This is a genomic window from Pseudomonas sp. LjRoot277 (assembly GCF_964253845.1).
In the GTDB taxonomy this organism is placed as follows: Bacteria; Pseudomonadota; Gammaproteobacteria; order Pseudomonadales; family Pseudomonadaceae; genus Aquipseudomonas.
The window spans coordinates 6084260-6107258 of sequence record NZ_CAXURI020000001.1; the positions used below are offsets into that span (position 1 = coordinate 6084260).

Here is a 22999-nt window from a genome sequence, read left to right on the forward strand (position 1 = left end):
GCATGATCATCGATTGGCACATACTCAACTGCGAACCAAGCCTGTCGGGACTGTACGTGCGGGCCGCGACGCGACGCAAAATCACCGGCACCACCCTGCCCGATTCGGGTTTGCGCTGCTGGATCAATGTCGACCCCAAGCGCCTGGCGGATTATCGCAAGGTCTGCGGTTTTGCCGAGAACGGTTTGTTGCCGCCCACCTATCCACACATCCTCGCCTTCGCCTTGCAGATGCAATTGCTGACGGCCAAGGAGTTTCCATTTCCGCTGCTGGGGTTGATTCACCTGAGCAACCGCATTCGCATCTTTCGCCCAATGGGCGGCGTGAATCGTGTGCGGGTCAGCGTTCAGGTGCAAAACCTTCAGCCCCATGAAAAAGGCGCGACGTTCGACCTGGTGACCACGCTCGACGATCAACTAGGGGCGTTGTGGGAAGCTGAAAGCCAGATGTTGTGCCGAGGGGTCAAACTCGAAGGCGAACCTGTCGAAGAAGTATTGGCATCGTCGCTGGAGATGTCGGAGGTGGCCCGCTGGAAAGCGCCGTCGGACATTGGGCGGCAGTACGCCAAAGTGTCCGGCGACTACAACCCGATTCACCTGAGTGCTGTCAGCGCCAAACTCTTTGGTTTCCCTACGGCCATCGCCCATGGGTTGTGGAACAAGGCGCGTACGCTGGCGGCGTTAAGTGAGCATCTGCCGGCGGCGAATGTCGAGATTGCGGTGCAATTTCGCAAACCGGTGCGGTTGCCCAGTGAAGTGACATTACTGGCCAGCGCGGCGGGGTCGAGCGGGGATTTGCTGTTGGTGGGTGCGGGGGATCTTGAGCATATGGCTGGGCATTGGCGGCCGGTTGCCTGACCCGATCGTTCCTGAGCTCTGCGTTCGGCTCTTGGGACGCAGAGCGTCCCTGGCTGCATTCCCACGCAGAGCGTGGTAACGATCAATCACGGACTCACTAAATCCATGCGAGGCTGCGGAAACAAATTATTCAAAGTTTCCAACAACCGCACGTGATAAATCGGCTTGCGAAACAGGTCGAGCACCTGCAACCGCAACATGTCACTGACATCCTCCATGTCCGCATGCCCCGACGTCACAATCACCGGCAAATGCTGGCGGGACGTATGTTCACGCAACCGCTTGATCAACGACATGCCACTCTCCTCCGGCATCCGCAAATCAGTAATCACCAACGCAATATCAGGGTGGCGCGTCAGATGATTCAGCGCGAGCTTGACCGAGGTGGCGGTAAAGCAATTGAAGCCCTCACCCTCCAGCAACTCCGCCAACTCCAGCAATGCATCCTCCTCATCATCGACCAGAAGAAGCTGTTGGCGTGGAAGTGAGGGAGCGTTCATGGGCAACACCTGCAATGGACTAAGCGTTGACGTTAGAAGCCCTTTGCGGGATTGGCAAGTAGCTGACCATTGACAGCAGGCAGGTCAAAGCGCGTTTTGGATAGTGGTAAACATGATGGTGACAGCGTTGGAGATCGGCGTCACAAACGCCGCTAGAGCGACTGCCACCATGCCCGCAATAATGGCGTATTCGATACCCGAAGCCCCCTCGGTATCTTTGGCCAGGCCCTTGTAAAAAGCGATTTCGGATTTGATCTTCTGAGCAATCTTGGTAAAGGACATGGCAGCTCTCCTGAAAGACGGCGGGTGTTGCACGGTCGCAACATGATTCCCCTTTGCCAGCATCAGCATTGTCGGCATTCCCCGTACCCACAACTGTAAGAACGAATTATCACTAAAGTATTAGTTGCTTCGTTGACGTCAAAAAAATCACGTTTTCGCCCTGACGACTTACTTTCGTTAGTTATTTTCAGGCCCGTAATGGCTTTTTGCTCTAGCTGAGCTACCGTCAAATAGCGAAATAGTTCCATGTTCATAGCTGCCTGATTGCGAAGTTTTCTCGTTGGGTGCGACGAGGTCTCAAGCAGCAGGAAAGGGAGAGCCGTCATGAACAGTCGTATCACTCTGGGCCTGGCCGGCTTGTTTCTGGTGGGCGCCATTATTGCCGGTTACTGGGGCCTCACGCTGAGCCGTCAACCCGCTCCCGAGCCTGTCGTGCAACCCGGGATTGTTACGCCTGCCCCCATCGCCCAGACACCTGCCCCCGTGGACGACCCCACCCGCCAACCGGTGGTGGTGCTGCTGCATGATGTGCCACCGCTCATGCCGATCAGCGCCGCCGACGTGACCCTGGAAAAACTCCGTGCCGTCCCCGCCGGCAGCCTGAGCCGCCTCGATCAAGCCATTGGCCGAACACCCTGGCGCGCCCTCAGTGCCGGCACCTGGCTCAATGAAGAAAGTTTCGAAGCCGGTGGCAGACTGGCGCGGATGATTCGTCCCGATGAACGCGCCCTCGCCGTCGCGGTGGATGAAGTGATCAATGCCGGCGGGCAACTGATACCGGGGGACTACGTCGATGTGCTGCTGTTTCTGCGCATGGACAGCAACAACCTTCAGCCGTCAGCGCAACTGGTGGTGCCGGCCTTGCGGGTGCTCGGGGTGGGCGAACAGATGGGGTTGACCAACGACGGTCAACCCGCAAGCCCGGCCCGCAGTAACGAAGAAAAACTCAGGCAGGAACAATTGCGCGCCAGCGCCCGCAGCGTCTTGCTTGCCGTCCCCGAACAACTAGTGAGCCGCCTGATGTTGGCGGCCCAGGCTGGCGTGCTGCGCCTGGCCGTACGCAGCGCCGATGAAAAACGTCTGGCTCGTTACTGGGCCGGCGAAAGCGATTCATCGGCCAACCTTGCCAGTGCCAACCGCGAGTTGATCCAGTTCAGCCAACTGGCCATGACGCCCCCACCCAAACCTGTCGTCACCCACGGCGGCACAGCACCGCGCAAGCCGAGCGTGGAAGTCATCCGTGGCAACGAAATCACCCAACAAACCCCCTGAATCGATTCGATAAACGCAGCGGATTATCGCAATGAGCCAGAGCCAGAACCTGAGCCAGACCTTCCTCGCGATCACACGCAACAGCACCGACCTTGAGTGGCTGCAAGGCGCCCTCGCCCCGTTGGGCCAAGTGGTCAGCGCCGGCGGTGGCAGCCTCGACGAATTGCTGGCGCTGGTGGACGTGACCTTCGCCAGCCTGGTGTTCATCGGCCTGGACCGCGAACACGTGGTGGCCCAAAGCGCACTGATCGAAGGTGCCCTGGAAGCCAAACCGATGCTGGCGATCGTCGCGCTGGGCGATGGCATGGACAACCAACTCGTGCTCAATGCCATGCGCGCCGGCGCACGGGATTTCGTGGCCTATGGTTCGCGCTCCAGTGAAGTCGCGGGGTTGGTGCGACGGCTGAGCAAACGCCTGCCACCCGTGGCCCCGAACACCCAACTGGGTAGCCTGACGGTGCTCTACGGTGTGCAGATCAACGCCGACGGCGCGCTGCTCGCCACGCACCTGGCGCAAGTGGTGCAGAAGAGCGGGCAGCAAACGTTGTTACTGGATCTTGGCCTGCCACGCGGTGACAGCCTGGCCTTGCTCGGGCTGGAGAGTTCGTTCCACTTCGGCGATGCACTCCGGCACTTGCGGCGCCTCGACGCGACGCTGATCGACAGCGCGTTCACCAACTGCGCCGCCGGGTTGCGGATCCTCGCCTACGCCCACCACGATGAGCCGCTGGAACACACCAGCACCGCCGAGTTGTACATGCTGCTCAGCGCCCTGCGCCAACACTTCCAGCACATCGTGGTGAACCTGACTGGCCAGCCGGACAGCGAAGCGCTACGCACCTTCGTCACCCATTGCGACAAGTTGCTGTGGTACACCGATCAGAACGTACTCGACTGCCGCCGTAACCTGGCGGTACTCAACCTGTGGCGTGAAAAAGGCATGAAGCTCGATCACGCCAGACTGCTGGTGGATCGCTACCTGCGCAACGTCGCACCGGACTCCGACACCCTGAGCAAAAGCTTCGGCATGGAGATTATCGCGACCCTCGCCTACAGCCCGGAAGTTCGACTTAACGCCAAGAACCAAGGTGTGACGCTATTTGAACTGGCCCCCCGCGAAGGCCTGACTCAAAGCCTGCGCGCCCTCGGCGATCGGTTGGCCAAGCGTTCCGAGGGCCTGGCCAAGCCCAAGTCTGGCTGGTTCAATCGGTTGAGGGGTGCGCAATGAGCGGTGAAAAACTCTTCGGTGCCCCTGTGCGCACCACCACTGGCAACACTGACCACGAAGGTCTGAAACTGGTGCTGCACCGCTACATCATCGACGCCATCGAGGAGTCCGGCAAAAACCTGCTGGAGGGTTCGCGGCAGGTACTCTCGCAGTTCGTCATCGACAAGGTTGCCGAGTACATCGCCCGGCTGCATCTGGCGATTTCCCGCTATGAAATGGAGCGTCTAGCCGAAGAAATCGTCGACGAACTCACCGGTTTCGGCCCCTTGGAAGTACTGCTGCGAGACCCGGCGGTGACGGAGATCCTGGTCAACGGCCCGCACCGGGTGTTCATTGAACGCGACGGCATACTGCATCAAAGCGACCTGCGTTTCATCGATGCGCATCACGTCGAACGGGTCATGCAACGGATCCTCGCGCCCCTCGGTCGACGGCTCGATGAGTCGTCGCCAATGGTCGACGCACGACTGCCCGACGGTAGCCGGGTCAACGCGATCATTCCCCCGATTGCGCTCGATGGTCCCTGCCTGTCGATACGTAAATTTCGCAAGGACATGCTCAAAAGCTCGGACCTGATGGCGATGCAAACCATCGATCAGGCGATTTACGACTTTATTCAGGAGGCCGTGAGCAAGCGCTGCAACATCCTGATCAGCGGCGGTACCGGCACTGGCAAGACCACGCTGCTGAACATTCTCAGCCAGTTGATCAACCCTCACGAACGACTCGTCACCATCGAAGACGTCGCCGAACTGCACCTGGGCCACCCTCACGTGGTGCGCCTGGAAACCCGGCCGCCGAATGCCGAAGGCCACGGAGAAGTGAAAGCCAGTGACCTGATTCGCAACGCCCTGCGGATGCGCCCGGACCGAATCATCCTCGGCGAGATTCGTGGCGTCGAAGTGCTGGACGTACTCACCGCAATGAACACGGGCCACGACGGTTCGATGAGCACCGTGCACGCCAACAACGCCCAGGATGCGCTGTTGCGCCTGGAGACACTGGTGGGCCTGACGGGCCGCACCATCGCCGAACGGACCTTGCGGCAAATGATCTGCGCCGCACTGGACGTAGTGATCCAGCTGACGCGCATGCCCGACGGCCGCCGCTGCGTCAGCGAAGTGGTGGAGGTGATCGGCTTGCGTGATGACGTGTATGTCACCAACACGTTGTTCCGGCTCGACCGGCACAGCGGCTTCGGATTCATGCGTGAGGCGGTCAACCCCGCTGGCGATAAACTGCGCCGTGAGTTGGCGCTCTCTCCCTCTGCATACTGAAGGCCACGGCATGCTCAAACCAGTGCTGCTCATCCTCGTTTGCCTGGTCTTGCTCGGACTGTCGATCCGCCTGTTTTATCGCGGTTTGCGCCAGACCGGCACCGAGCGGGTACTGGGGCGCCTGACCCGGGGGCAACTGCAGCCGGTGCCGACGAAAACCTCCTGGGCGGGTCTGGATCGGGCATTTCTGCGGGCCGGCCTTGGGCGTCCCTCCAAGCGTCTGGGGGGGTGGCTGCTGCTCTGGGCCCTTGGCATCTTGCTCGGATTTGCTAGCGGTGGCTGGGCCGGCTTGCTGGTTCTGTTACTGCTGCCGCCGCTGATTCTGCGCCTGTATGTCAATTGGCGTTATCAGCGCCGACTCCAGCGCATGATCGAACAACTGCCACAAATGCTCGATCACACCGTGCGCAGTCTGAAGTCCGGGCGCACCCTGGCCGATGCGGTGCTGGGCGCCATCGACACCGCTGAAGACCCGCTGAAAAACGCCATGGGGCGGGTTCAGCGCAACGTGCAGTTGGGGGTCAGCTTGCCGGATGCCGCGGCTGACCTCGCCGAGCTGTATGAGAAAGACGAACTTCGCCTGTTTGCGCTCGGCTTGAAGGTCAATCACCGCTATGGCGGCAATGCCAGCGAATTGCTGGAAAACCTGATCAAGATGATCCGGGAGCGCGAGCAGGCTGCGCGCCAGCTCAGGGCCATGACCGGTGAAACCCGGGTGACCGCGTGGGTCCTGGGCTGTTTGCCGATTGGCCTGGCCGGCTATTTCCTCGCGACCAACCCTCATTACTTGCTCGCCATGTGGCACGACGGCTCGGGGCAAATCATGCTCGCGTCCGCGTTCGGCTTACAGGTGGTCGGCAGCCTGGCGCTCTGGCATATGTTGCGCAGCGTATGAAAGTGCCTTTGCTGATCTGCGCATTGCTGTTTCTGGGGGCAGCCTTGTTGCTGCTCAGCGGTTTGCTGGAACACCGTCGGAGGGTTCGCCAGGTGGCGCAACGACTCGACGGCAAACTGGCGAGCGACAACCGGGTAAATCAGTGGCTTGAGCTGCTGGGCAGTAGCCGGATCGGTCAGCGCTCGGTCAACCTGGATAACGAAACCCAGGCATTGCTTAACCGTCTCGGCTGGCGCAGCGCCCGGCGACGTTCACTGTTCGCGGCGTTCCAGGTAGGCGCTCCGGTGCTGGCGCTGGCCCTGACCTTGCTGATCCAGGGCGTATTCTTCCCTCACACAAACAATCACTGGATGGCCCCGGTGTTCGCCACCTGCGCCGGCTATCTATTGCCCAAACGGTTGCTGGCCGCTGCCGCGCAGCGTCGGCAAAAACAACTGGCGATCGAGATATCCACCTTCATTCCGCTGCTGCGCATCCTGTTCGAATCGGGCATGGCGGTGGAGCAGTCGTTGCGAGTATTGAGCAATGAAGGCAAACAATTATTACCGGCCCTGACCCATGAATTGCGTCTGGTATTGGCCCGGGTCGATTCCGGCCTGGAACTGGGCGAAGAACTGCACAAAGCCACCCAATTGCTGGCCGTCGACGAGTTCACCGACACCTGCGTCATCCTTGAGCAGTTGATCCATCAGGGGGGCGGTGCGATGAAATCCCTGCTGACCCTGAAGCAATTGCTCGATGACCGGCGCCTGACGCGCCTGCAGGAATACATCTCCAAGCTGTCCGCCAAAATGTCCGTCGTGATGATGCTGTTTCTCTTCCCGGCGTTATTGATCGTACTGGCCGGCCCGGGCTTCACCGCCCTGTCCCATGCCTTTGGTTCTTAGAGGGATCGAGCGGGCAAGTGGACGGTGGGACAGGGGGGGTAGTCTAGATCCGGGCAACTCCAACCGCGACACTCTTTGTAGCAGCTGCCGAGCCCGCGAGGCTGCGTTCGGCTGCGAAGCAGTCGTGAGTCCGGCTGACGCGGTATGCCTGACGTACCGCAATGACTGATTTTACGACTGCTACGCAGCCGAACGCAGCCTCGTGGGCTCGGCAGCTGCTACAGATTGCGTTACGGCTTAACTGACTGAGTCGTGGTCGTTTCCGCAGGAATGGATAGATACATCAACAAAAACCTAATGCGCAGTCACCCCCTGACGCAATCCAGAATGACCGGGTAACAAAGCCAGCGCCAATTGCGTCCGATTATGCATATGCGTCAACCGCAAAACCTGCGACACATACAGCTTCACCGTGTTCTCGGTAATCCCTAACTCACAGGCAATCTGATAATTCGTCTGCCCCTTCCCCACCAACCGCGCCACCTCCAACTGCCTTGGCGATAGCTGACTGAAAATCGCCGGAATCTCAACCCGGCCCACAGCACTGACATCGTCATCAGGGGAAACCGATAACCGCGGCCCACGCCGAACCTTATCCAGATCCTGATACAGATCATCGATCGACTCGGCAAGATACTGCAGCTTCTGATCCAGATGCCCTAGCTGCAGACTCTTCTGCCGTTCCTGCAAAACCACTGCCTGACGCGCAATCCCGTCGAGCAACTCACCCAGATTAATCGGCTTCTGGTAGTAATCGGCAAACCCGGCCCGCAAGGCCTTGATCACATCCTGCTTGTCCGCACGCTCAGTGAGCATGATCGCTTCAAACACACGGTGCTTGCCGGATAACCGTTGCAGCTCCTGAACCAGTTGAATCCCGTCCAGACCGGGCATGTGCAAATCGCAAAGCACCAGGCCGATCGCTTCGTCTTCATTGAAACGCTCGACGGCCTGTTGGCCAGTCTCGCAAGAAACGCACCGGTAACCGCTGCCTTCAAGAAACTCACAGAGCGCTGCGGCAATCAACGGCTGGTTGTCGACCACAAGGATTTTTACTGCCGAAGAAAGCTTGTTCACGTGCGACTCCCTGCAAGGTCAACGTTGACCGTTCCTCTACTGACAGCCACAGGCTGTACAACTTCTGAATTGAAAGTAGACGTACTTTCCGACTCTGTACATAGAACGGGCGACTAGTGAAACCAGGCGAGTGTGAGCAACAGGCCCACCAATACGAAGGGTGCAAAGGGCTGTTTCTTTGACATTCCAGGCCCCAGATATCGAAGATGATTTCTAAGCCCTTGGCCCATATGAAGCCAGACTCTTGGCGCCAGCAGCAGCCACAGCACACTGGCCAATCCGGCACCGATGAACACGCCGAGCAGGTGCATGCCGTCTGTCGCCAGACCCAGGCCGGTCATTAGTTTCACATCGCCTGCGCCCAAGCGTCTCAGCGCATAACCAGGCAAGGTAAAGGCCAGCGCCAGCAAAAAAGCCCAGCCGCCCTGCACCGCCTCGGCCCCCAGCCAGGTAGTGCCCGTCCACAGGAGATACGCCAACGCCAACACCGTTGCGCCAAGGGTCAGGCCATTGGCGATGTGTCGTTCTCGAGCATCCTGTGCTGCGCATAGCGCCAGCCAGATCAGTAATACAAAGCTCTGCATCCGGTAAAAAACGTCCGTTTTGGCTGAATGATTCTATGCTGATATCACGTTGTGAATATCAGGGTAGACGCAGTCATGAAAATAGGCCTCCCCCGTAAGCAAAAAGGCGCTGTAGCGATTGAATTCGCTTTGGTGTTTCTCATCTTTTTCGCCGTGTTCTATGGAATCGTCGCTTACAGCTTGCCGCTGTTGCTGATGCAATCGTTCACCCAGTCGACCGCCGAAGCGGTGCGCCGAAGCGTGGCGCTGGATCCGAGTACCCCCGGATACGACACCGCGGTAAAAGCCATTGCCACGACAGAACTGAGCCGACAGCTGGCCTGGATTCCTGCCGCACTGAATTTCAATGTCGCCACCGACGCCAGCGCCACCTACGTGGGCGGAGTGTTGAAGGTCAGCATCAACTACCCCACCAGCAAACTGCAGCAGGTCATCCCGTTTCTGACCTTGCCGGGAATTGGCCAAGTGCCCAATCTGCCGGCAAACCTCAGCGCCAGTTCGAGCCTGCAATTTTGAGTTCCGCAGACAAACTCTTCGGGCGCCTGCTCAACCGCCATCCGCCTCAGCCACTGGATACGCCAGACACCCTGAGCGTGCAAAGTGTCGGTTTGCAGGTGCATCTGGATGCCGAAGGTCGAGTGATTCACCTGACCGGCCCGCTGCGGCATGCGCTGGCCCAGCAGACACCCGCGGCGCAAGCACCGCATCTGCTCGATTTCCTCATGCCCCACAGCTGCCTCGCCGTTGAAGGCTCGCCCGTCGACTGGCAGGGACAGAGTCTGGACCTGGACTTTTACAGCCTCAACGGACAACCCCTGCACTTGCGTGGCTGGGTCCAGCCATTGGCCGATGCCTGGCTGTTGCAGTTACTGGACATCGGCGACTTATTGCTCGAACGCCGGCAATCACGCAGCCGCGAGCAATGCCAATTACTCGCCGCGCAGATCGGCGAACAGTTGCGCCGGTGCAACCTGACGCGCCTGCCCGAGGTGTTGGTGGAACAACTGCAAGGCCTGGCCCAGCGTTTCCCCATGCCATGCATTGCGGTGGCGTTACTCGATGAACAGGAAGAAGGCTGGCAGATTCACCAGCATTACACGGCCTTCGATGCGCCCCAGCTGTGGCAAAACGCTCAGCGCCTGGGCACGGGGCTCGACAGCCTGAACGGCTCTGCGCCGCAATGCCTGACGCCCGCTGAACACCCCCGTTTGCAAGGCATCTTCGGTAATGCCGACGGGTTCGCGGTGCCCTATCACGATGCTCAGGGTGTGGTCGCCTGGTTGCTGTGTGGCCTTTATCCGGTGCAGCAACAGGCACCCGACCTGAATGATCGCGACTGGTTGCAACTTACCGGCGCACTGGCGGGCCCGTTGCTTGAGCGCTTGCGCGAGCACCGGCACCAGTTGCAACTGGAACGGCTGGAGTCGCTGCAAGCCTTGCTCGGCACGGGATGGTGGGAGGTGTTCAGCGACAGTCGCGAGGTGCAATTAGCGCCGTCGTTGGCCAGTCACCTGAACCTTGCGATCGATCGTTTGCCGCTGCACGACTGGCTTGATCGGGTGCACCCCGCCGACCGTGAAGAGCTGAGCAGTCGTCTGCAAACCTTGCAAGACGACGGCGTTCCACTGCTGCTGTGCGTGCGTTTGGCGCAAGCGCCGAACTGGTATCGCCTGCAGGGCCAGGTTCTGGGTATTGGTAAAAACCGGCGGTTGGTGGGTTTCATGCTCGACATCAGCGACATCAAAAACCAGGAGCAAAACGCCGCGGCGGCCCATGCCCGACTGGACAACCTGATCGCCAGCTCACCGGCGGTGATCTACGTGCAGCGCTATGTCGAAGGTGCGCTGCAACCGACGTTTTTCAGTGACAGCCTACTGCCGCTGCTCGGCTGGACACTGGCTGATTGCGCGACGGGGACCTTGGTTGAAAGGGTGCACCCGGATGACCGCGATCGGTACTTCGAACGTACCCGACATTTGCTGCGTGAAGGTTCGGTGCGCACCCGCTATCGGCTGCGCGACAGTCGCGGCGAATACCACTGGCTACTCGATGAAGCCAAGCTACTGCGCGACGACCTTGGCTTGCCGGTGGAAGCCGTCGGCCTGTGGCTGGACGTCACCGAAGCAACCCTGGCCGCCGAACAGGTGAAGCAGAGTGAAGAACGTTACCGGATCCTGGTGGAAGACTCTCCGGCGATGATCTGCCGCTACCGCCCGGACCTGACCCTGACCTTCGGCAACCGCCCGCTGGCGACTTACCTGGAGTGCCAGCCCGAGCAACTGCCCGGGGTGAATCTGGGCAGCTGGATGTCGCAGGAGCAGCGCGAAGCGTTTCTCCAGCGGCTCAGCCGACTCAGCCCGGAATTCCCGGTCAGCACCGCAGAAATCAACCTGCAACTGCCGGGACGGGAACATGCCTGGTGGGTGTGGTCGGATCGCGGGGTGTTCGATGAGCACGGCCATTTGCTCGAGATTCAGGCCGTGGGGCGCGACAACACCGAGGTCCGCCGCGCCCAACAACAGCTCACCCAAAGCGCAAAAATGGCCACCCTCGGTGAAATGGCCACAGGGCTGGCCCATGAAATCAATCAGCCGTTGAATGTGATGCGCATGGCCATCGTCAACGTGCTCAAGCGTCTGAGCAACGGCGATGCGCAGATCGACTACCTGACCGACAAGCTCAACCGCATCGATGCGCAGGTCCAGCGCGCCGCGCGGGTGGTGGATCACATGCGGGTATTTGGCCGCCGCTCGGAGATCGAGCAGCATCCGTTTAATCCGGCGCAAGCCATCGAAGGCACGCTGTCGCTGCTGGCCGAAGGGATGCGCGGCAAAGGGGTCGATCTACGGGTCAGCGAGACCGGGTTTGACGTGCAAGTGCGCGGTTACGTCGATCAGCTCGAACAGGTGTTGATCAATCTGATGGTCAACGCTCGGGATGCGTTGCTCGGCAAACGCGAGGCCGATCGCGAGTTCAAACCGTGGATCTCGGTGTACGCCGAACGTGATGAGTATTCGGTGCGGCTGTGGGTCGAGGACAATGGCGGCGGTATCGATCCGCGGTTGCTGGAGCGGATTTTCGAGCCGTTCTTCACCACCAAACCCGCGGGTGTCGGCACCGGGCTGGGATTGTCGGTGAGTTACGGCATCGTCGAGAACATGGGCGGAAAACTGAGCGTTAGAAACTCGGTCGAGGGCGCACGGTTTTGTATCGAACTGCCGATTGCTGCCGACGATCAGATCGCCAGCGTCGCTCGTCCTGAGTGACAACTGAGGTTGGCGCCGACATCGACCTTGTTCAGATCGATCCCCAGGCTGAGCAGCAGTGTGTTGATCAAGGTGTCGAGTAACGGGCTGAGCACGCTGTTGATCGCATTAACCAACAATGTTGTGACCGTGCTGAGGATCGCCCCCAGACCACCGACCAGACTGCCCGTCGGGCCGTACATGTCGACCTTGATATTGGTCGCCGTGTCGGTAAGGCTGCTGACGATATTGCTGGTGGAATAGGAATAGTAGAACGGTGGCTGGTTGATCTCCGGCAGGCTGGTGGCCGGCGGTGCGGAATAGACGTGCGGCATGTTGGCGCTCTGTGCCACGGTGGTGTCGGCCATGATATCGATGCCGCCGCCGACGCCTGGAATTCGTGGGTCGCAACTGACGGGAAGGATCAGGAACCGGCGACAGGTTTTCACCCCGATATCGATCACCTTCAACGGCTGTACCACCACGGCGGGCGGCGTAGTGTTGTTGCCGAAAGCCGTGTTCGGATCGATCTTGCCGATTTTCAGCGTCACCAGTGAAGTGCTGGTATTGGTGGTCAGGGATTTGTTGGTGGCGCTGACGCAGCTGTAGGCGGTGACGTAACTGTTGGCGCTCGCGACGTCCAGTGCGACATCGAGCCTTACGGTACTGGAAAGCGGCACGATCGAGGGTGTTTCACAAGCCGCCCCCAGCGCGCAGGTCAGTGAGTCAATGACACCGACCAGATTGAGATGCAGCAAGGCGTTCAAGGTATTGGTCAACGGCCCGGCAAGATCAGCCGCCGCCTCGAGCAAGGGTTGAATCGCACTCAGAATGGGCAAGTCGATCGACAGCAATGTACGCACCTGAGCGGTTTTCACATAGATCCGGTTGGGCCCCAAAGGCGCGAGCGCGGCGTTTTTCGGATTGCCGATGGCCGAGAGCTGTGGCGGCTCCAGTATCTGCACCCGAGCGGTGATTTGCGCCAGCCCCGCGAGGTTGATCGGCAAGGTTGCCACCAGGCCGTTTTTCTTGTTGGCCAGTTGCACGACGGCTTCGATCAGGTCGAACACTTTCAGGCTGGTCCCCAGCGCCGTCACAGTGCTGCCAGCCTCGACGTGCAGCACGTTGCCGAGTACGACGGTGGTTGCGCCTGCCGCGACTTTCAGCGCTTGAAGACTTGAAATGGTTGCGGTCGCGCCGAGTGTGCCGCCGGGGTCCAGTACATTGACGGCGGTCTGGATCAGCTGGCTGACGGCAATCGTATTGCCCAATACCTGGTCATACCCGGCAGCGCTGAGGTTAAGGTCGACCTTCAATCGATTGAGGTAATCGAGCAGGCTGATGTTGGTGTTCACCAGTCCGTTCCAGCCCGCCGCGTTGATGTTCAGGTTACCCCCGAGCAAACCACCGAACAGCACGTTGAGCGTGGCCGATTTGCTGGTGTCGACGCTCAGCGTCGTGCTGCGCAGGGTCAACGAAGCCTGCGGTGGCGGTAATGCCGCGACAGCGGTGGCCGTCAGGTTGATGGTCGCTGCGCGTGGAGCGCCACCGAACAGGGCGCCGACACCGCCGGCGACACTCTGCTGGACCACATGGCTGGCGATCACCCGAATGGCTTCGCTCTTGCTCGGGTCGGCACCAAATACTCGAAGGTTATTGGCATCCAGGGTCAAGGCGCCGCAAGCGACCAGCAGAGTGTGATTGGGGTCAGGAAGGGTGAAGCCGTTACGGTTTGCGCTGGCGGTGGCATAGACGGTGGCGGTGTTGCCAGCGGCGCAATCACCCCCGCGGGTGGAAGCTTCAAGTGCGGCCATATCCGCTACGCGCTGCAGGTCACGTTTTTTCAGGTACAAACGACCGCTGTCAACCACGACCAGCAAGAACATCAGGGCCATGCCCAATGTCAACGCCGCCATCAAACCGATCGCCCCCCGTTGCCGGGACGGGCTGCGAAACTGCAAACGGGGAGACATCGCACACTCCTTTGCCGGTGCACAGCCGAGGGCTACCTCCTTGGGTGAACAGCAGTGTAGACAAGACTTGGCCGGAATGCTGGCAACATGCCAGCCAAGACAACAAAAAACCCTGTAGGAGCACGGCTTGCCGGCGATGGCGATCTCAAGGACGCCATCGCCGGCAAGCCGTGCTCCTACAGGGTTGGGTGGTGTTTATTTGGGTGGGTAGTTGGCGAGAATTCGCCCCACCGTTTCGCGTATCGCCGTGCTGCGATCCGACGGGTTCGGTGTGCGGCTGAGTATCTGCTCGTCACTGCCGCGCCACACCAGCTTGCCGTCCTTGCCGTCGAGCAGGTCGATCTGGATGATCGCCACTTTGTAGCTGACGTTGCGGGTTTCGTTGTACATCGGCCCGCCCCAGTAGCCGTTCCATGGATTACCCCAACCGCCGCCGTAGTTGGTGGTCACTTGTTGCTGGCGCTGCTCGACGATCAGATAGGTCTGCACGCTCAAATCGCCCTTTTGGCCACCCGCAGCCGGACGCAGGCCACGCTGATCCAGCTGATCGGTCACCGATTGGCGGATGCGTTGTTCAGTCAGGTCGCTCTTGATCCGTGGATCATCGGGCCGATATTGCAGGGCGGGTTCTTTCCAGCTCCAGCTGCGATAGGCGGCGAAGTCGCGACTGGCATCGAAGTCATGATTGACCTGGCTGCCGGCGCAGGCAGTGAGCAGCACGGCCACAGCCAGTAAAGCGAGACGGCGGAACATGATATTTCTCCGGTTGAAGACATGAACCTGCGCAATGCTTCTTACCTACAGAAGCTAACTAGGAGGATACGCCGACATCGCCTTTTCTACAGCTTCCCGTATGGCATCGGCACGCTCGCTCTGGCTGCCGCGATTGCTGGTTTCGGCACTGGCACTCCACACCGGTTGACCGCTCTGAGCGTCAAACAAATCAACCCGCACCACCACGACCTGTTCCTGATAAGTCCGCACGATCGGCACGGTGTTGTACATGCCGTAACCGCTGCCGTAGCGGTTGTAACCGCCATAACCGCCGCCGTAATAACCATAGTCGTCCCGAACCTGACGCAGGCGGGTTTCCAGGTGCAGGTCGGCGCTGACAAACAGGTCGGCCGGGCGGTTATCGTGCAGCGGACGCAAACCACGTTGATCGAGCGCATTGCTGACGGCTTCGGCGACCTGCGCCGAATCCGCCCAGGCGCTGCCCGGCGGCAGCTGCCCGTTGAGCCAGGCCCAGCTGCGGTAACGCCCGTAGTCGCGCGGCGCGGCCGGGTAGGCGCTGCGGTCGAAGGTGTTGGCCGCCTGAGGCGGCGCGGGTGGCAAGGGGTTGGATGACGCCACATAAGGGTTGCTGCCCTGACAGGCCGCCAACCCGAGACAGATCACCAATAACCCCGAACGACTGTTCATTTCGCGCTCCGATCAGACCGGCCGACAGATCCAGTGCAAGTAGCGCCCAAGCCCGGCAAAGCTTGGGTGACGACGGTGGGCCAGCTCCATTTCCAGCAAGTCCACCAGTTCGGCCCGGGCCTGGAATTCCACCGGCATGTAATCGTGAAAAACCCGCACCCCGCTCTGGGTTTCGACTTGCCACATGCCCTCAAGTTGCGCCGCCAGTTCCCGTGGATCAAGAGGCTGCTGCGGCGTCAGGCTCTGTTTCTCGCCGGCCATGTCGTTCTTGCGCATCTTGCGGAAATGGCCTTTGAGCAGGTTGCGATAGATCAACGCATCGCGGTTGTAGAAGGCCAGGGACAACCAGCCATCTGGTTTGGTCAATTGATGCAGCACCGGCAGGATCGCGTGAGGTTCGGCCAGCCATTCCAGCACCGCATGGCACAGCACCAGGTCGTAGGGTTCGGTGAGTTGGCCGAGCAGATCCTGCCACGGCGCCTGAATGAACGTCGCTGTTTGCCCGGCGTCGGCAAAGCGCTGGCGGGCGCCTTCGAGCATCGGCTCGGCGGGCTCGGCCAGTGTGACCTCATGACCACGCTGGGCCAGCCACAACGACATGTGGCCCAGACCAGCACCGATATCCAGTACGCGCAAAGGTCGATCCGGCAGGGTTTCGGCCAGGTCGGCCTGAAGCACCGCCAGACGGATCGCGCCTTTGGCACCGCCGTAGATTTTTTCGGCAAAGCGGGTCGCCAGTTGATCGAAATGACGGTCGCTCATCTGCTGAACCTCCGTTCGCTGTCCGCGAGTTTGCTGCGCACCACTTCATTCATGTCCAACCCCAACTCGCTGCACAGCAGCAGTAGATAGAGCACGATGTCACCGATTTCCTGCCCGGCATGGGCGAGTGTGTCCGCCGGCAACTGGCGCGACTGGTCTTCGGTCAGCCACTGGAAAATCTCCACCAGCTCGGACATTTCCACGCTCGCGGCCATGGCCAGGTTTTTCGGGCTGTGAAATTGCCGCCAGTCATTGCGGTCACGGATGGCGTGCAGGCGTTCGGTCAGTTCAACAAGGTTCATCGGGCTCTCCTGAAGGCGTATAGCTTCGGGGGGATGACGGGGGAAGGCAAGCGTCTCGGTGTGACGCGGATCTTTACACCATAATCAAAAGATCGCAGCCTGCGGCAGCTCCTACGGGAACTCGGCACCCTGCTCGATAGCCCAAGGCTCAAGTCCGGCAACCACGCCTCCACTTTCATCAAGGACGCTCACGACATGCAGGTAGAAAGTTTTTTCGAATGGCTCGGCCAGGCACTCGGTTCGGTTATCCGCTTCATCGTTGACGGCCTCAGCGGCTTGTTCAATCTGCTGAGCCACGCCGGCAGCAACTTTGTCGAAGGGCTGTCCGGTGCGCTGGGCATGGACGCCTCGATCATCAGCATCGTTGCGCTGATTTTGGGGTTGATGCTGCTGTGGTCGGCGATTCGGGCGTTCATGAATGCGTCGATCATCATGGGGATTATCTGGTTGCTGCTGGGGTTGTGGTTGTTGAGCTGGATAATCCATTGATCGGCTTAAGATCCAGCCCTCACCCTAGCCCTCCCGAAACGTCGGACCGCCCGTAGGGAGAGGGGACTGACTGAGTTGTTCTCTCGAGCTACATCGACCTGAAATTCCGCGTCGAACTCAGGTTTTGAAAAGCCTGAAGATCGGCTCCCTTTCCCCCTCTCCCTCGTGGGGAGAGGGCTGGGGTGAGGGGTCGATTTCTGATTCACAGCAAATCCCGAATCAACCGCTACAATGCCCGCTCCCCCAAGGAGCCTGCATGTCCAACCTGATCGCCGACTGGCGCGACCGCCCTACCCATCGTCGAGTGTGGGCGCTCGCCGCGCCGATGATTCTCTCGAACATTTCCGTACCGCTGGTGGCGCTGGTCGACAGTACCGTCATCGGTCACTTGCCCCACGCCCATCAGTTGGGCGCCGTCGCGGTCGGGGCCAGCCTGTATACCTTTCTCGCCTGGGCCATGGGTTTTCTGCGCATGGGCACCACCGGGTTCGCCGCACAGGCCGCCGGGCGTGGGGACGGCGCGGCATTGCGGCAGATCTTGCTGCAGGGCCTGTTGCTGGCCATGGGCCTGGCCATTGTCCTGGGAACACTGGGGGTGCCGTTGAGCGGGGTCGCGCTGCATTTCATGCAGCCGTCGGCGGAGCTGGATCAGCTGACCCGCGAGTTTTTCCACACGCGCCTGTTCGGTCTGCCGGCGGCGCTGGCCAGTTATGCGCTGGTCGGCTGGTTCCTCGGTACTCAAAACGCCCGGGCGCCGCTGGCCATTCTGCTGAGCACCAACCTGGTGAACATCGCGCTGAACCTGTGGTTCGTCCTCGGGCTGGAATGGGGCGTGGTCGGTGCCGCCCGAGCGTCGGTGATCGCCGAATGGACCGGCGCGCTGATCGGCCTGCTGATGACCCGCAACGCCCTGCGCGCCTATCCCGGCCACATCGCCTGGGCCGCGCTGGTGCTGTGGCAGAGCTGGCGACCGCTATTGGCAGTCAACCGCGACATCTTCATCCGCAGCCTGGCGCTGCAATCGGTGTTTTTCCTGATCACCGTGCAAGGCGCACGACTGGGTGATGCCACCGTCGCCGCCAACGCGCTGTTGCTCAACGGTTTGCTGCTGACCGCCCATGCGCTGGACGGCCTGGCCCACGCCGTGGAAGCCCTTTGTGGACATGCCATTGGTGCTCGTGATCGAGAGGCCCTGCGCCGCTCGCTGGTAGTGGCCTGCGGTTGGTCGTTGCTGGCGAGCCTGGGTTTTGCCGTGCTGTTTCTGTTCGCCGGGCATCTGTTTATCGAGATGCAGACCAACATTCAGAGCGTGCGCGACACGGCGTTCATCTACCTCCCCTACCTCGCCGCGCTGCCGCTGATCGCGGTCGGGAGTTACCTGCTCGACGGGCTGTTTATCGGCGCCACCCGTGCCCGGGAAATGCGCAACGGCATGCTGCTGACGGTGGTTTTGTTGCTGCCGTTCGCTTGGGCGCTGCAAGGCTTTGGCAACCATGGACTGTGGATAACCTTTCTGCTGTTCATGTTACTGCGCAGCCTGACCCTCGGCGCGTTTGCCTGGTACCTGCACAAAAGCGACGGCTGGTTCGCAGGCAAAGCTCACTGAGTCGGCGCTGCTTTGAAGCGCAGCGGCAGATCACCGTGTTCAGGGCTGATCGTTCTGCCACCGGTTGCGCAGGCTATCGAGACGCTCCTGCTGGGTGAGTCCTGACAACGCTTGCCCAGGCAAAGCGCCGGGGTACTGCAAGCGTAGCCATAACCAGTCATCGAGTACCGGACGCTCGGTAAAATCCAGCGCCAGCCCTTCCTGCACATGGGACCACAGCGTGTTGTAGTCAGTCCCGGTGGACCGACTCCAGTGCCAGGCATGCTGCTCCAGCAGGCAGGTTTGCAGTTTTTCCTGCTGATGAGGACTGAGGTTTTCTTCAACCGCCAAAGGGCTGACGGCAAGCCCCGGATTGACCAACTGCTGCCAGCCCTGACTGCCGATCGCGCGGTCGGCCCACGTCCCGCCGAACCAGCGCAAATGGCTGATAGGACCCAGCCAGCGACTCAGCTCCTGCGCATCGCAGGCATCGAACAAGTAACTGGCCGTTTGCGGGTTGTAGTAACTCAACAAGGCCCGGTGATGCACACCGACAGTGACCGTGAGCATGCGGCGCAAATGCTCCAGCAACTGCGACGACGACGCTTCACTGGCGATCAGCAAGCCACACCAGAGGGGCACTTCGCTGTGGCACAACCCGGCCAGCACAGGGCATGTTCGAAGATCGATCAGGGCCGGGCCGCGCTCCCGCAACGCATGCCACTCAGTGCCTTCGAACAACCAGAACCACCGGGCATGCGCAAATTGCTGTTGCAGCATCGCCCCCGCCTGTGGCGCACCCGGCACATCCAGCAATAGCCATTGCGGGGTCGCGACGATCATGCCGCACCGCTCTGGCCAAACCGCTTCGCCGCCCGGCAGGTGCAGAGGGCCTGCGTGCAATGGTTGAAACTGCCGCCACCGGGCAGCAGACATAGCAACATCAATGGTTCGCTCGATTGCAGAAGCGCCAGCAAACCCTCGACATCATCTGTCGCGGATATGCGCGGCGAGCCGACCTCCTCAACCTCTTCAACGGACGAAGGGACGTGAAGAAACCCGGTAATCAGCGGCTGATCCGGATCCCCCTCGATAAAGCTCACCACCACCTCGACCCCCTCACTCAACTGCGTGACTGCCGCGTCGCCCAGTTCAGCGGCCAACGGCAGCCAACAGTGGCTGGGCGCCGCGCCCTCGCCCTGATAGAGCCAGTCAAATTGCACGGCAACCGGTCTGGACGGATCGGGGCATGACTCATCAATGTCGACCACCCAGGCCCGTTGCAGGCTGTGCATCCTGGGTTTCACTGCGCAATGAGGTGAGACAAAAGGCACCTGCCAGTGAATCGCGCGGATCTGGTTGCTGTAGGGCGCCGTTAAATCCTGGCTGCCCTGATGCTCGACGTGGGTCAGCAGCCAGAGATGGTTCCAGTCGGCAATCGGATGGCCGGACAGCCGCATCAGCTGACCACTTCGCAGCGTTGTCAGGTCCGTACGACCTTCGGCAATCGGCGCGGTTCGTTGCCCAGCGCAACCCTGAACCTTGAACTGACGCACAGCCGATTGCTCACTCTCGACCTGGAAGAGCGTATTTTCGCCGAGGCGAAATTGCGCCTGCCCCTCGCCAAAGATCACGCAATGCCCGAGCGCGCCGTGTTCGAAATGGTAATGAAGCCGTTCCTGGGCACACAGTCGCTGGATAAATTGCAGATCCGATTCCTGGTACTGCGTACAGAATTCACGGGCCGGGTAATTGCCGCCCAGCTCAAAGCGCCGATTCTTGCCGACGATACCGTGCTCCTTGAGCACCTGAGCGAGGATTTGCGGCACCGAGCGCGCGCTGAAAATTCGCTGACTGAAGCGCAGGGAAAGGCACGCCAGCTTCGGCCCCAGACGGACGCGGCAGAGCCTGACAGCCGGGTCATGATCACGCTGGACGAGTTCATGCAATTGTCCGTGAAAGCCGTTTCCCGCAGGCCCGACATGCAGAAAGGCCGGACGGTACAGCAGGCTTGCAAGGTCGAGTGTCGGGTCATCGATCAGCAGATCCACGTCGAACACAAAAGGCTCGCTGATGGCTTCTCTACCGGTAAAGGCCAAGACCTCAAAGGGGTCGGGCAGACCCTCTACATCCAGACGAAATGACGGCTCGTTGACTGGATCGAACATCGGCGATTCTCTACAGGAGGGGCGGCCGGGGATTCTCTCCGAGAGAGTTGGCCGAGTAGAGTGCCGAAGTACAACTTAGGAAATGACCTACGCGAAAAGAAGACCACATCGCTTGGATGGCCAAGAATGTAAGTCATTTCGCTTGAAATCAGAGAGGCATCCCACCAAGTCATCTGAAATTTCCGCTTCGTGCGGAACATTTTCAGACAACTTGATGAGAGCGGTGCCTTACCTCAAGAAGACAGGTAAGAGGAACGGGTCAGACCCAGACGCAGCGCGTCGAGGAACTGGGTACGCTCGGCGGCGGTGATGCGGGCACTGGCGCATTTATCGCGGTAGTGGGTCATCAACTCTTCCGGCGACAAGTGCACGTAACGCAGCATGTCTTCGATGGTGTCGTGGGTTTCGATACCCGCGTGGTACACGCTGCCGTCAGCGTTCTGATAGATGTTCACCGAGTCGGTGTCACCGAACAGGTTGTGCATGTCGCCGAGAATTTCCTGGTAGGCGCCGACCAGGAAGATACCCAGCAGGTAGTCTTCACCGTCGTTCAAACCGTGAACCGGCAGGCTGGTTTCGATGCTCTGCTCGTCGACGTATTGCTTGATCTTGCCGTCGGAGTCGCAGGTCAGATCTTGCAGTACGGCACGGCGCAGCGGCTCTTCGTCGAGACGGTGCAGCGGCAGGATCGGCAGGACCTGGCCGATGGCCCAAGTGTCCGGCAGGCTCTGGAATACCGAGAAATTGCAGATGTACTTGTCGGCCAGCTTGTCGTTGAGTTCGTCGAGCACCTGGCGGTGCGAACGCTGACGAGCCTTCAACGAGTTGTGCAGGCGACGGCACACGGCGAAGTAGCATTGCTCGGCCAGGGCTTTCTCGGCCAGGGTCAGCTTGCCATCGGCGTACTGGGTCGCGATGTCACTCATGTAGTGCGTGGCGCGCCAGTAGGTTTCGGTGACCATTTCGATGTCGGTCGGGCCCAACAGGTCAACCAGCCACTGCACGGTTTCCGGCAGTTCTTCCTTGTTGTCGATCTTCGGTACGTCGTCGTTGTGCTTCTCGACGTCGGTCACTTGCACCACCAGCATGGCGTGGTGAGCGGTCAGGGAACGGCCGCTTTCGGAGAAGATGTTCGGGTGCGGCAGGTTCTGCGCGTCGCAGAATTCCTTGAGCATCCCGACCACAACACCGGCGTAATCGTCCATGTCGTAGTTGATCGAGCTGGCGTTACGCGAGTGCGTACCGTCGTAGTCCACGCCCAAACCGCCACCGACGTCGATGTGATCTACCGGCAGGCCGAGGTTGCGCAGTTCGCCGTAGTAACGAATCGCTTCCTTGAAGCCGTGCTGGTAGTCCGCCAGGTTGGCGATCTGCGAACCCATGTGGAAGTGCAACAGGCGAATGCCCTGATCCAGGCCCGCCGCGCGGAAACGCTCGACCACCGACAGCAGTTGCGCCGCCGACAGACCGAACTTGGATTTCTCGCCACCGGTGTCGGCCCACTTGCTCGACGCCAGGGACGACAGACGCACGCGCAGGCCAACCTGAGGTTTGACCTTGAGCGAGGCGGCTTCTTCGATCACCAGCCCGACTTCGGATTCTTTCTCGATCACGATGAACACGTTGTGGCCGAGCTTCTGACCCATCAGCGCCAGACGAATGAACTCGCGGTCCTTGTAGCCGTTGCAAACGATGGTGCCGCCCTTCGGCGCCAGGGCCAGCACGGCCAGCAGCTCAGGCTTGGAGCCGGCCTCAAGACCGATGGACACGTCTTGGGTGGCGATGATGTTCTCGATCACCGCTTCTTGCTGGTTAACCTTGATCGGGTACAGCGCGGTGTACTTGCTCTGGTATTCCAGGCGCTCGATGTTGGCGTCGAAGGCGCCGGTCAGCTGACGCACGCGGTCTTGCAGAATGTCAGGGAAACGCACCAGCAACGGCAAGGACAGGCCGCTTTTACGCAGCTGGTCGACTTGCTCGAAGAGGTCGATAGGCGAACTGGTCGGACCGTTCGGACGAACTTCGACGCGACCGGCGTCATTGATCGCGAAGTACCCGGCCCCCCAATGGCGAATCCCGTAAACACTGCGGCTGTCCGCAACTGTCCATTGGCTGCCATCGTCTTTGCGTGTGCGTCGTACGGACATTGAAGTCCCCTATAAAAAAGTCATAGAGCGTCGCCTGGGTTCAGGCC

Annotated in this window: 22 protein-coding genes; 10 read left to right on the plus strand and 12 right to left on the minus strand. The window is 60.3% G+C overall.

Going from position 1 to position 22999, the window contains the following annotated elements; genetic code table 11:
• Positions 1-2: 2 nt before the first annotated feature.
• Positions 3-857 (plus strand): MaoC/PaaZ C-terminal domain-containing protein, encoded by an 855-nt coding sequence (locus ACSQ87_RS28320; RefSeq protein WP_436274850.1) that lies wholly within the window; start codon positions 3-5, stop codon positions 855-857.
• A gap of 86 nt (positions 858-943) precedes the next feature.
• Here the strand turns inward: ACSQ87_RS28320 and ACSQ87_RS28325 are convergent, their stop codons facing one another.
• Positions 944-1357, minus strand: a complete 414-nt coding sequence (locus ACSQ87_RS28325) for a response regulator (protein ID WP_046044730.1) — start codon at positions 1355-1357, stop codon at positions 944-946.
• A gap of 84 nt (positions 1358-1441) precedes the next feature.
• Complete coding sequence (locus tag ACSQ87_RS28330) at positions 1442-1639, minus strand: Flp family type IVb pilin (RefSeq protein ID WP_223433444.1); 198 nt, start codon at positions 1637-1639, stop codon at positions 1442-1444.
• A 324-nt stretch (positions 1640-1963) separates the two neighbouring features.
• Between ACSQ87_RS28330 and cpaB the strand changes: the two genes are divergently transcribed.
• The 5 genes from cpaB to ACSQ87_RS28355 are packed head-to-tail and all read left to right on the plus strand — an operon-like array spanning position 1964 to position 7198.
• Positions 1964-2911, plus strand: coding sequence for a Flp pilus assembly protein CpaB (gene cpaB / locus ACSQ87_RS28335; protein ID WP_436274851.1), 948 nt, complete (start codon positions 1964-1966; stop codon positions 2909-2911).
• 31 nt (positions 2912-2942) lie between these two features.
• Entirely contained in the window at positions 2943-4139 is a 1197-nt protein-coding gene (locus tag ACSQ87_RS28340) for an AAA family ATPase (RefSeq protein ID WP_436274852.1), read from the plus strand.
• Complete coding sequence (locus ACSQ87_RS28345; protein WP_223433447.1) at positions 4136-5416, plus strand: CpaF family protein; 1281 nt, start codon at positions 4136-4138, stop codon at positions 5414-5416. The genes ACSQ87_RS28340 and ACSQ87_RS28345 overlap by 4 nt, the downstream gene beginning before the upstream one ends.
• A gap of 10 nt (positions 5417-5426) precedes the next feature.
• Positions 5427-6311: a type II secretion system F family protein gene (locus ACSQ87_RS28350; RefSeq protein WP_436274853.1), complete on the plus strand. Its 885-nt coding sequence runs from the start codon at positions 5427-5429 to the stop codon at positions 6309-6311.
• Positions 6308-7198 carry a type II secretion system F family protein gene (locus ACSQ87_RS28355; RefSeq protein WP_223433449.1) on the plus strand — a complete coding sequence of 297 codons (891 nt, stop codon included), beginning with the start codon at positions 6308-6310 and terminating at the stop codon, positions 7196-7198. Before ACSQ87_RS28350 ends, ACSQ87_RS28355 begins: the two co-directional genes overlap by 4 nt.
• A gap of 294 nt (positions 7199-7492) precedes the next feature.
• Here ACSQ87_RS28355 and ACSQ87_RS28360 read toward each other — a convergent pair whose 3' ends face one another.
• Together ACSQ87_RS28360 and ACSQ87_RS28365 are read right to left on the minus strand one after the other, a co-directional pair.
• Positions 7493-8275 (minus strand): response regulator, encoded by a 783-nt coding sequence (locus ACSQ87_RS28360; protein ID WP_223433450.1) that lies wholly within the window; start codon positions 8273-8275, stop codon positions 7493-7495.
• A gap of 113 nt (positions 8276-8388) precedes the next feature.
• Positions 8389-8859, minus strand: coding sequence for a prepilin peptidase (locus tag ACSQ87_RS28365; protein ID WP_436274854.1), 471 nt, complete (start codon positions 8857-8859; stop codon positions 8389-8391).
• 75 nt (positions 8860-8934) lie between these two features.
• Here ACSQ87_RS28365 and ACSQ87_RS28370 point away from each other — a divergent pair, with 75 nt between their 5' ends.
• Positions 8935-9375, plus strand: a complete 441-nt coding sequence (locus tag ACSQ87_RS28370) for a TadE/TadG family type IV pilus assembly protein (RefSeq protein WP_436274855.1) — start codon at positions 8935-8937, stop codon at positions 9373-9375.
• Positions 9372-12125, plus strand: coding sequence for a PAS domain-containing sensor histidine kinase (locus ACSQ87_RS28375; RefSeq protein WP_436274856.1), 2754 nt, complete (start codon positions 9372-9374; stop codon positions 12123-12125). Before ACSQ87_RS28370 ends, ACSQ87_RS28375 begins: the two co-directional genes overlap by 4 nt.
• Here the strand turns inward: ACSQ87_RS28375 and ACSQ87_RS28380 are convergent.
• From ACSQ87_RS28380 to ACSQ87_RS28400, 5 genes are all read right to left on the minus strand, one after another.
• Positions 12095-14077 carry a pilus assembly protein TadG-related protein gene (locus ACSQ87_RS28380; RefSeq protein WP_436274857.1) on the minus strand — a complete coding sequence of 661 codons (1983 nt, stop codon included), beginning with the start codon at positions 14075-14077 and terminating at the stop codon, positions 12095-12097. The two genes, ACSQ87_RS28375 and ACSQ87_RS28380, sit on opposite strands and share 31 nt — an antisense overlap.
• 195 nt (positions 14078-14272) lie before the next feature.
• Positions 14273-14830, minus strand: coding sequence for a DUF4136 domain-containing protein (locus ACSQ87_RS28385; protein ID WP_223432843.1), 558 nt, complete (start codon positions 14828-14830; stop codon positions 14273-14275).
• 54 nt (positions 14831-14884) lie between these two features.
• Positions 14885-15499 (minus strand): DUF4136 domain-containing protein, encoded by a 615-nt coding sequence (locus ACSQ87_RS28390; protein WP_223432844.1) that lies wholly within the window; start codon positions 15497-15499, stop codon positions 14885-14887.
• Positions 15500-15511: 12 nt separating this feature from the next.
• Complete coding sequence (locus tag ACSQ87_RS28395; protein WP_008153735.1) at positions 15512-16261, minus strand: methyltransferase; 750 nt, start codon at positions 16259-16261, stop codon at positions 15512-15514.
• Complete coding sequence (locus ACSQ87_RS28400; protein ID WP_436274858.1) at positions 16258-16563, minus strand: MazG-like family protein; 306 nt, start codon at positions 16561-16563, stop codon at positions 16258-16260. Before ACSQ87_RS28400 ends, ACSQ87_RS28395 begins: the two co-directional genes overlap by 4 nt.
• Positions 16564-16758: 195 nt before the next feature.
• On the opposite strand from ACSQ87_RS28400, the gene ACSQ87_RS28405 reads away from it, so the two are divergent.
• Both ACSQ87_RS28405 and ACSQ87_RS28410 read left to right on the plus strand, forming a co-directional pair.
• Entirely contained in the window at positions 16759-17052 is a 294-nt protein-coding gene (locus tag ACSQ87_RS28405; RefSeq protein WP_150656924.1) for a hypothetical protein, read from the plus strand.
• A gap of 256 nt (positions 17053-17308) precedes the next feature.
• Positions 17309-18658 carry an MATE family efflux transporter gene (locus tag ACSQ87_RS28410; RefSeq protein ID WP_223432846.1) on the plus strand — a complete coding sequence of 450 codons (1350 nt, stop codon included), beginning with the start codon at positions 17309-17311 and terminating at the stop codon, positions 18656-18658.
• 39 nt (positions 18659-18697) lie between these two features.
• Here ACSQ87_RS28410 and ACSQ87_RS28415 read toward each other — a convergent pair whose 3' ends face one another.
• The 3 genes from ACSQ87_RS28415 to speA all read right to left on the minus strand — a co-directional run bounded on the left by ACSQ87_RS28415 (position 18698) and on the right by speA (position 22952).
• Positions 18698-19480, minus strand: coding sequence for a DUF4123 domain-containing protein (locus ACSQ87_RS28415; protein ID WP_436274859.1), 783 nt, complete (start codon positions 19478-19480; stop codon positions 18698-18700).
• Positions 19477-20805: a contractile injection system protein, VgrG/Pvc8 family gene (locus ACSQ87_RS28420; RefSeq protein WP_436274860.1), complete on the minus strand. Its 1329-nt coding sequence runs from the start codon at positions 20803-20805 to the stop codon at positions 19477-19479. The genes ACSQ87_RS28415 and ACSQ87_RS28420 overlap by 4 nt, the downstream gene beginning before the upstream one ends.
• Positions 20806-21038: 233 nt before the next feature.
• Complete coding sequence (gene speA / locus ACSQ87_RS28425; RefSeq protein WP_150656556.1) at positions 21039-22952, minus strand: arginine decarboxylase; 1914 nt, start codon at positions 22950-22952, stop codon at positions 21039-21041.
• Positions 22953-22999 lie beyond the last annotated feature (47 nt).

Coding starts and splice junctions, on each gene's coding strand:
- ACSQ87_RS28415 (WP_436274859.1), bottom strand. CDS start 19,480: ATGATCGTCGCGACCCCGCAATGGCTATTGCTGGATGTGCCGGGTGCG.
- ACSQ87_RS28320 (WP_436274850.1), top strand. CDS start 3: ATGATCATCGATTGGCACATACTCAACTGCGAACCAAGCCTGTCGGGA.
- ACSQ87_RS28385 (WP_223432843.1), bottom strand. CDS start 14,830: ATGTTCCGCCGTCTCGCTTTACTGGCTGTGGCCGTGCTGCTCACTGCC.
- ACSQ87_RS28325 (WP_046044730.1), bottom strand. CDS start 1,357: ATGAACGCTCCCTCACTTCCACGCCAACAGCTTCTTCTGGTCGATGAT.
- ACSQ87_RS28420 (WP_436274860.1), bottom strand. CDS start 20,805: ATGTTCGATCCAGTCAACGAGCCGTCATTTCGTCTGGATGTAGAGGGT.
- cpaB (WP_436274851.1), top strand. CDS start 1,964: ATGAACAGTCGTATCACTCTGGGCCTGGCCGGCTTGTTTCTGGTGGGC.
- ACSQ87_RS28370 (WP_436274855.1), top strand. CDS start 8,935: ATGAAAATAGGCCTCCCCCGTAAGCAAAAAGGCGCTGTAGCGATTGAA.
- ACSQ87_RS28365 (WP_436274854.1), bottom strand. CDS start 8,859: ATGCAGAGCTTTGTATTACTGATCTGGCTGGCGCTATGCGCAGCACAG.
- ACSQ87_RS28390 (WP_223432844.1), bottom strand. CDS start 15,499: ATGAACAGTCGTTCGGGGTTATTGGTGATCTGTCTCGGGTTGGCGGCC.
- speA (WP_150656556.1), bottom strand. CDS start 22,952: ATGTCCGTACGACGCACACGCAAAGACGATGGCAGCCAATGGACAGTT.
- ACSQ87_RS28405 (WP_150656924.1), top strand. CDS start 16,759: ATGCAGGTAGAAAGTTTTTTCGAATGGCTCGGCCAGGCACTCGGTTCG.
- ACSQ87_RS28400 (WP_436274858.1), bottom strand. CDS start 16,563: ATGAACCTTGTTGAACTGACCGAACGCCTGCACGCCATCCGTGACCGC.
- ACSQ87_RS28355 (WP_223433449.1), top strand. CDS start 6,308: ATGAAAGTGCCTTTGCTGATCTGCGCATTGCTGTTTCTGGGGGCAGCC.
- ACSQ87_RS28340 (WP_436274852.1), top strand. CDS start 2,943: ATGAGCCAGAGCCAGAACCTGAGCCAGACCTTCCTCGCGATCACACGC.
- ACSQ87_RS28395 (WP_008153735.1), bottom strand. CDS start 16,261: ATGAGCGACCGTCATTTCGATCAACTGGCGACCCGCTTTGCCGAAAAA.
- ACSQ87_RS28350 (WP_436274853.1), top strand. CDS start 5,427: ATGCTCAAACCAGTGCTGCTCATCCTCGTTTGCCTGGTCTTGCTCGGA.
- ACSQ87_RS28380 (WP_436274857.1), bottom strand. CDS start 14,077: ATGTCTCCCCGTTTGCAGTTTCGCAGCCCGTCCCGGCAACGGGGGGCG.
- ACSQ87_RS28330 (WP_223433444.1), bottom strand. CDS start 1,639: ATGTCCTTTACCAAGATTGCTCAGAAGATCAAATCCGAAATCGCTTTT.
- ACSQ87_RS28345 (WP_223433447.1), top strand. CDS start 4,136: ATGAGCGGTGAAAAACTCTTCGGTGCCCCTGTGCGCACCACCACTGGC.
- ACSQ87_RS28410 (WP_223432846.1), top strand. CDS start 17,309: ATGTCCAACCTGATCGCCGACTGGCGCGACCGCCCTACCCATCGTCGA.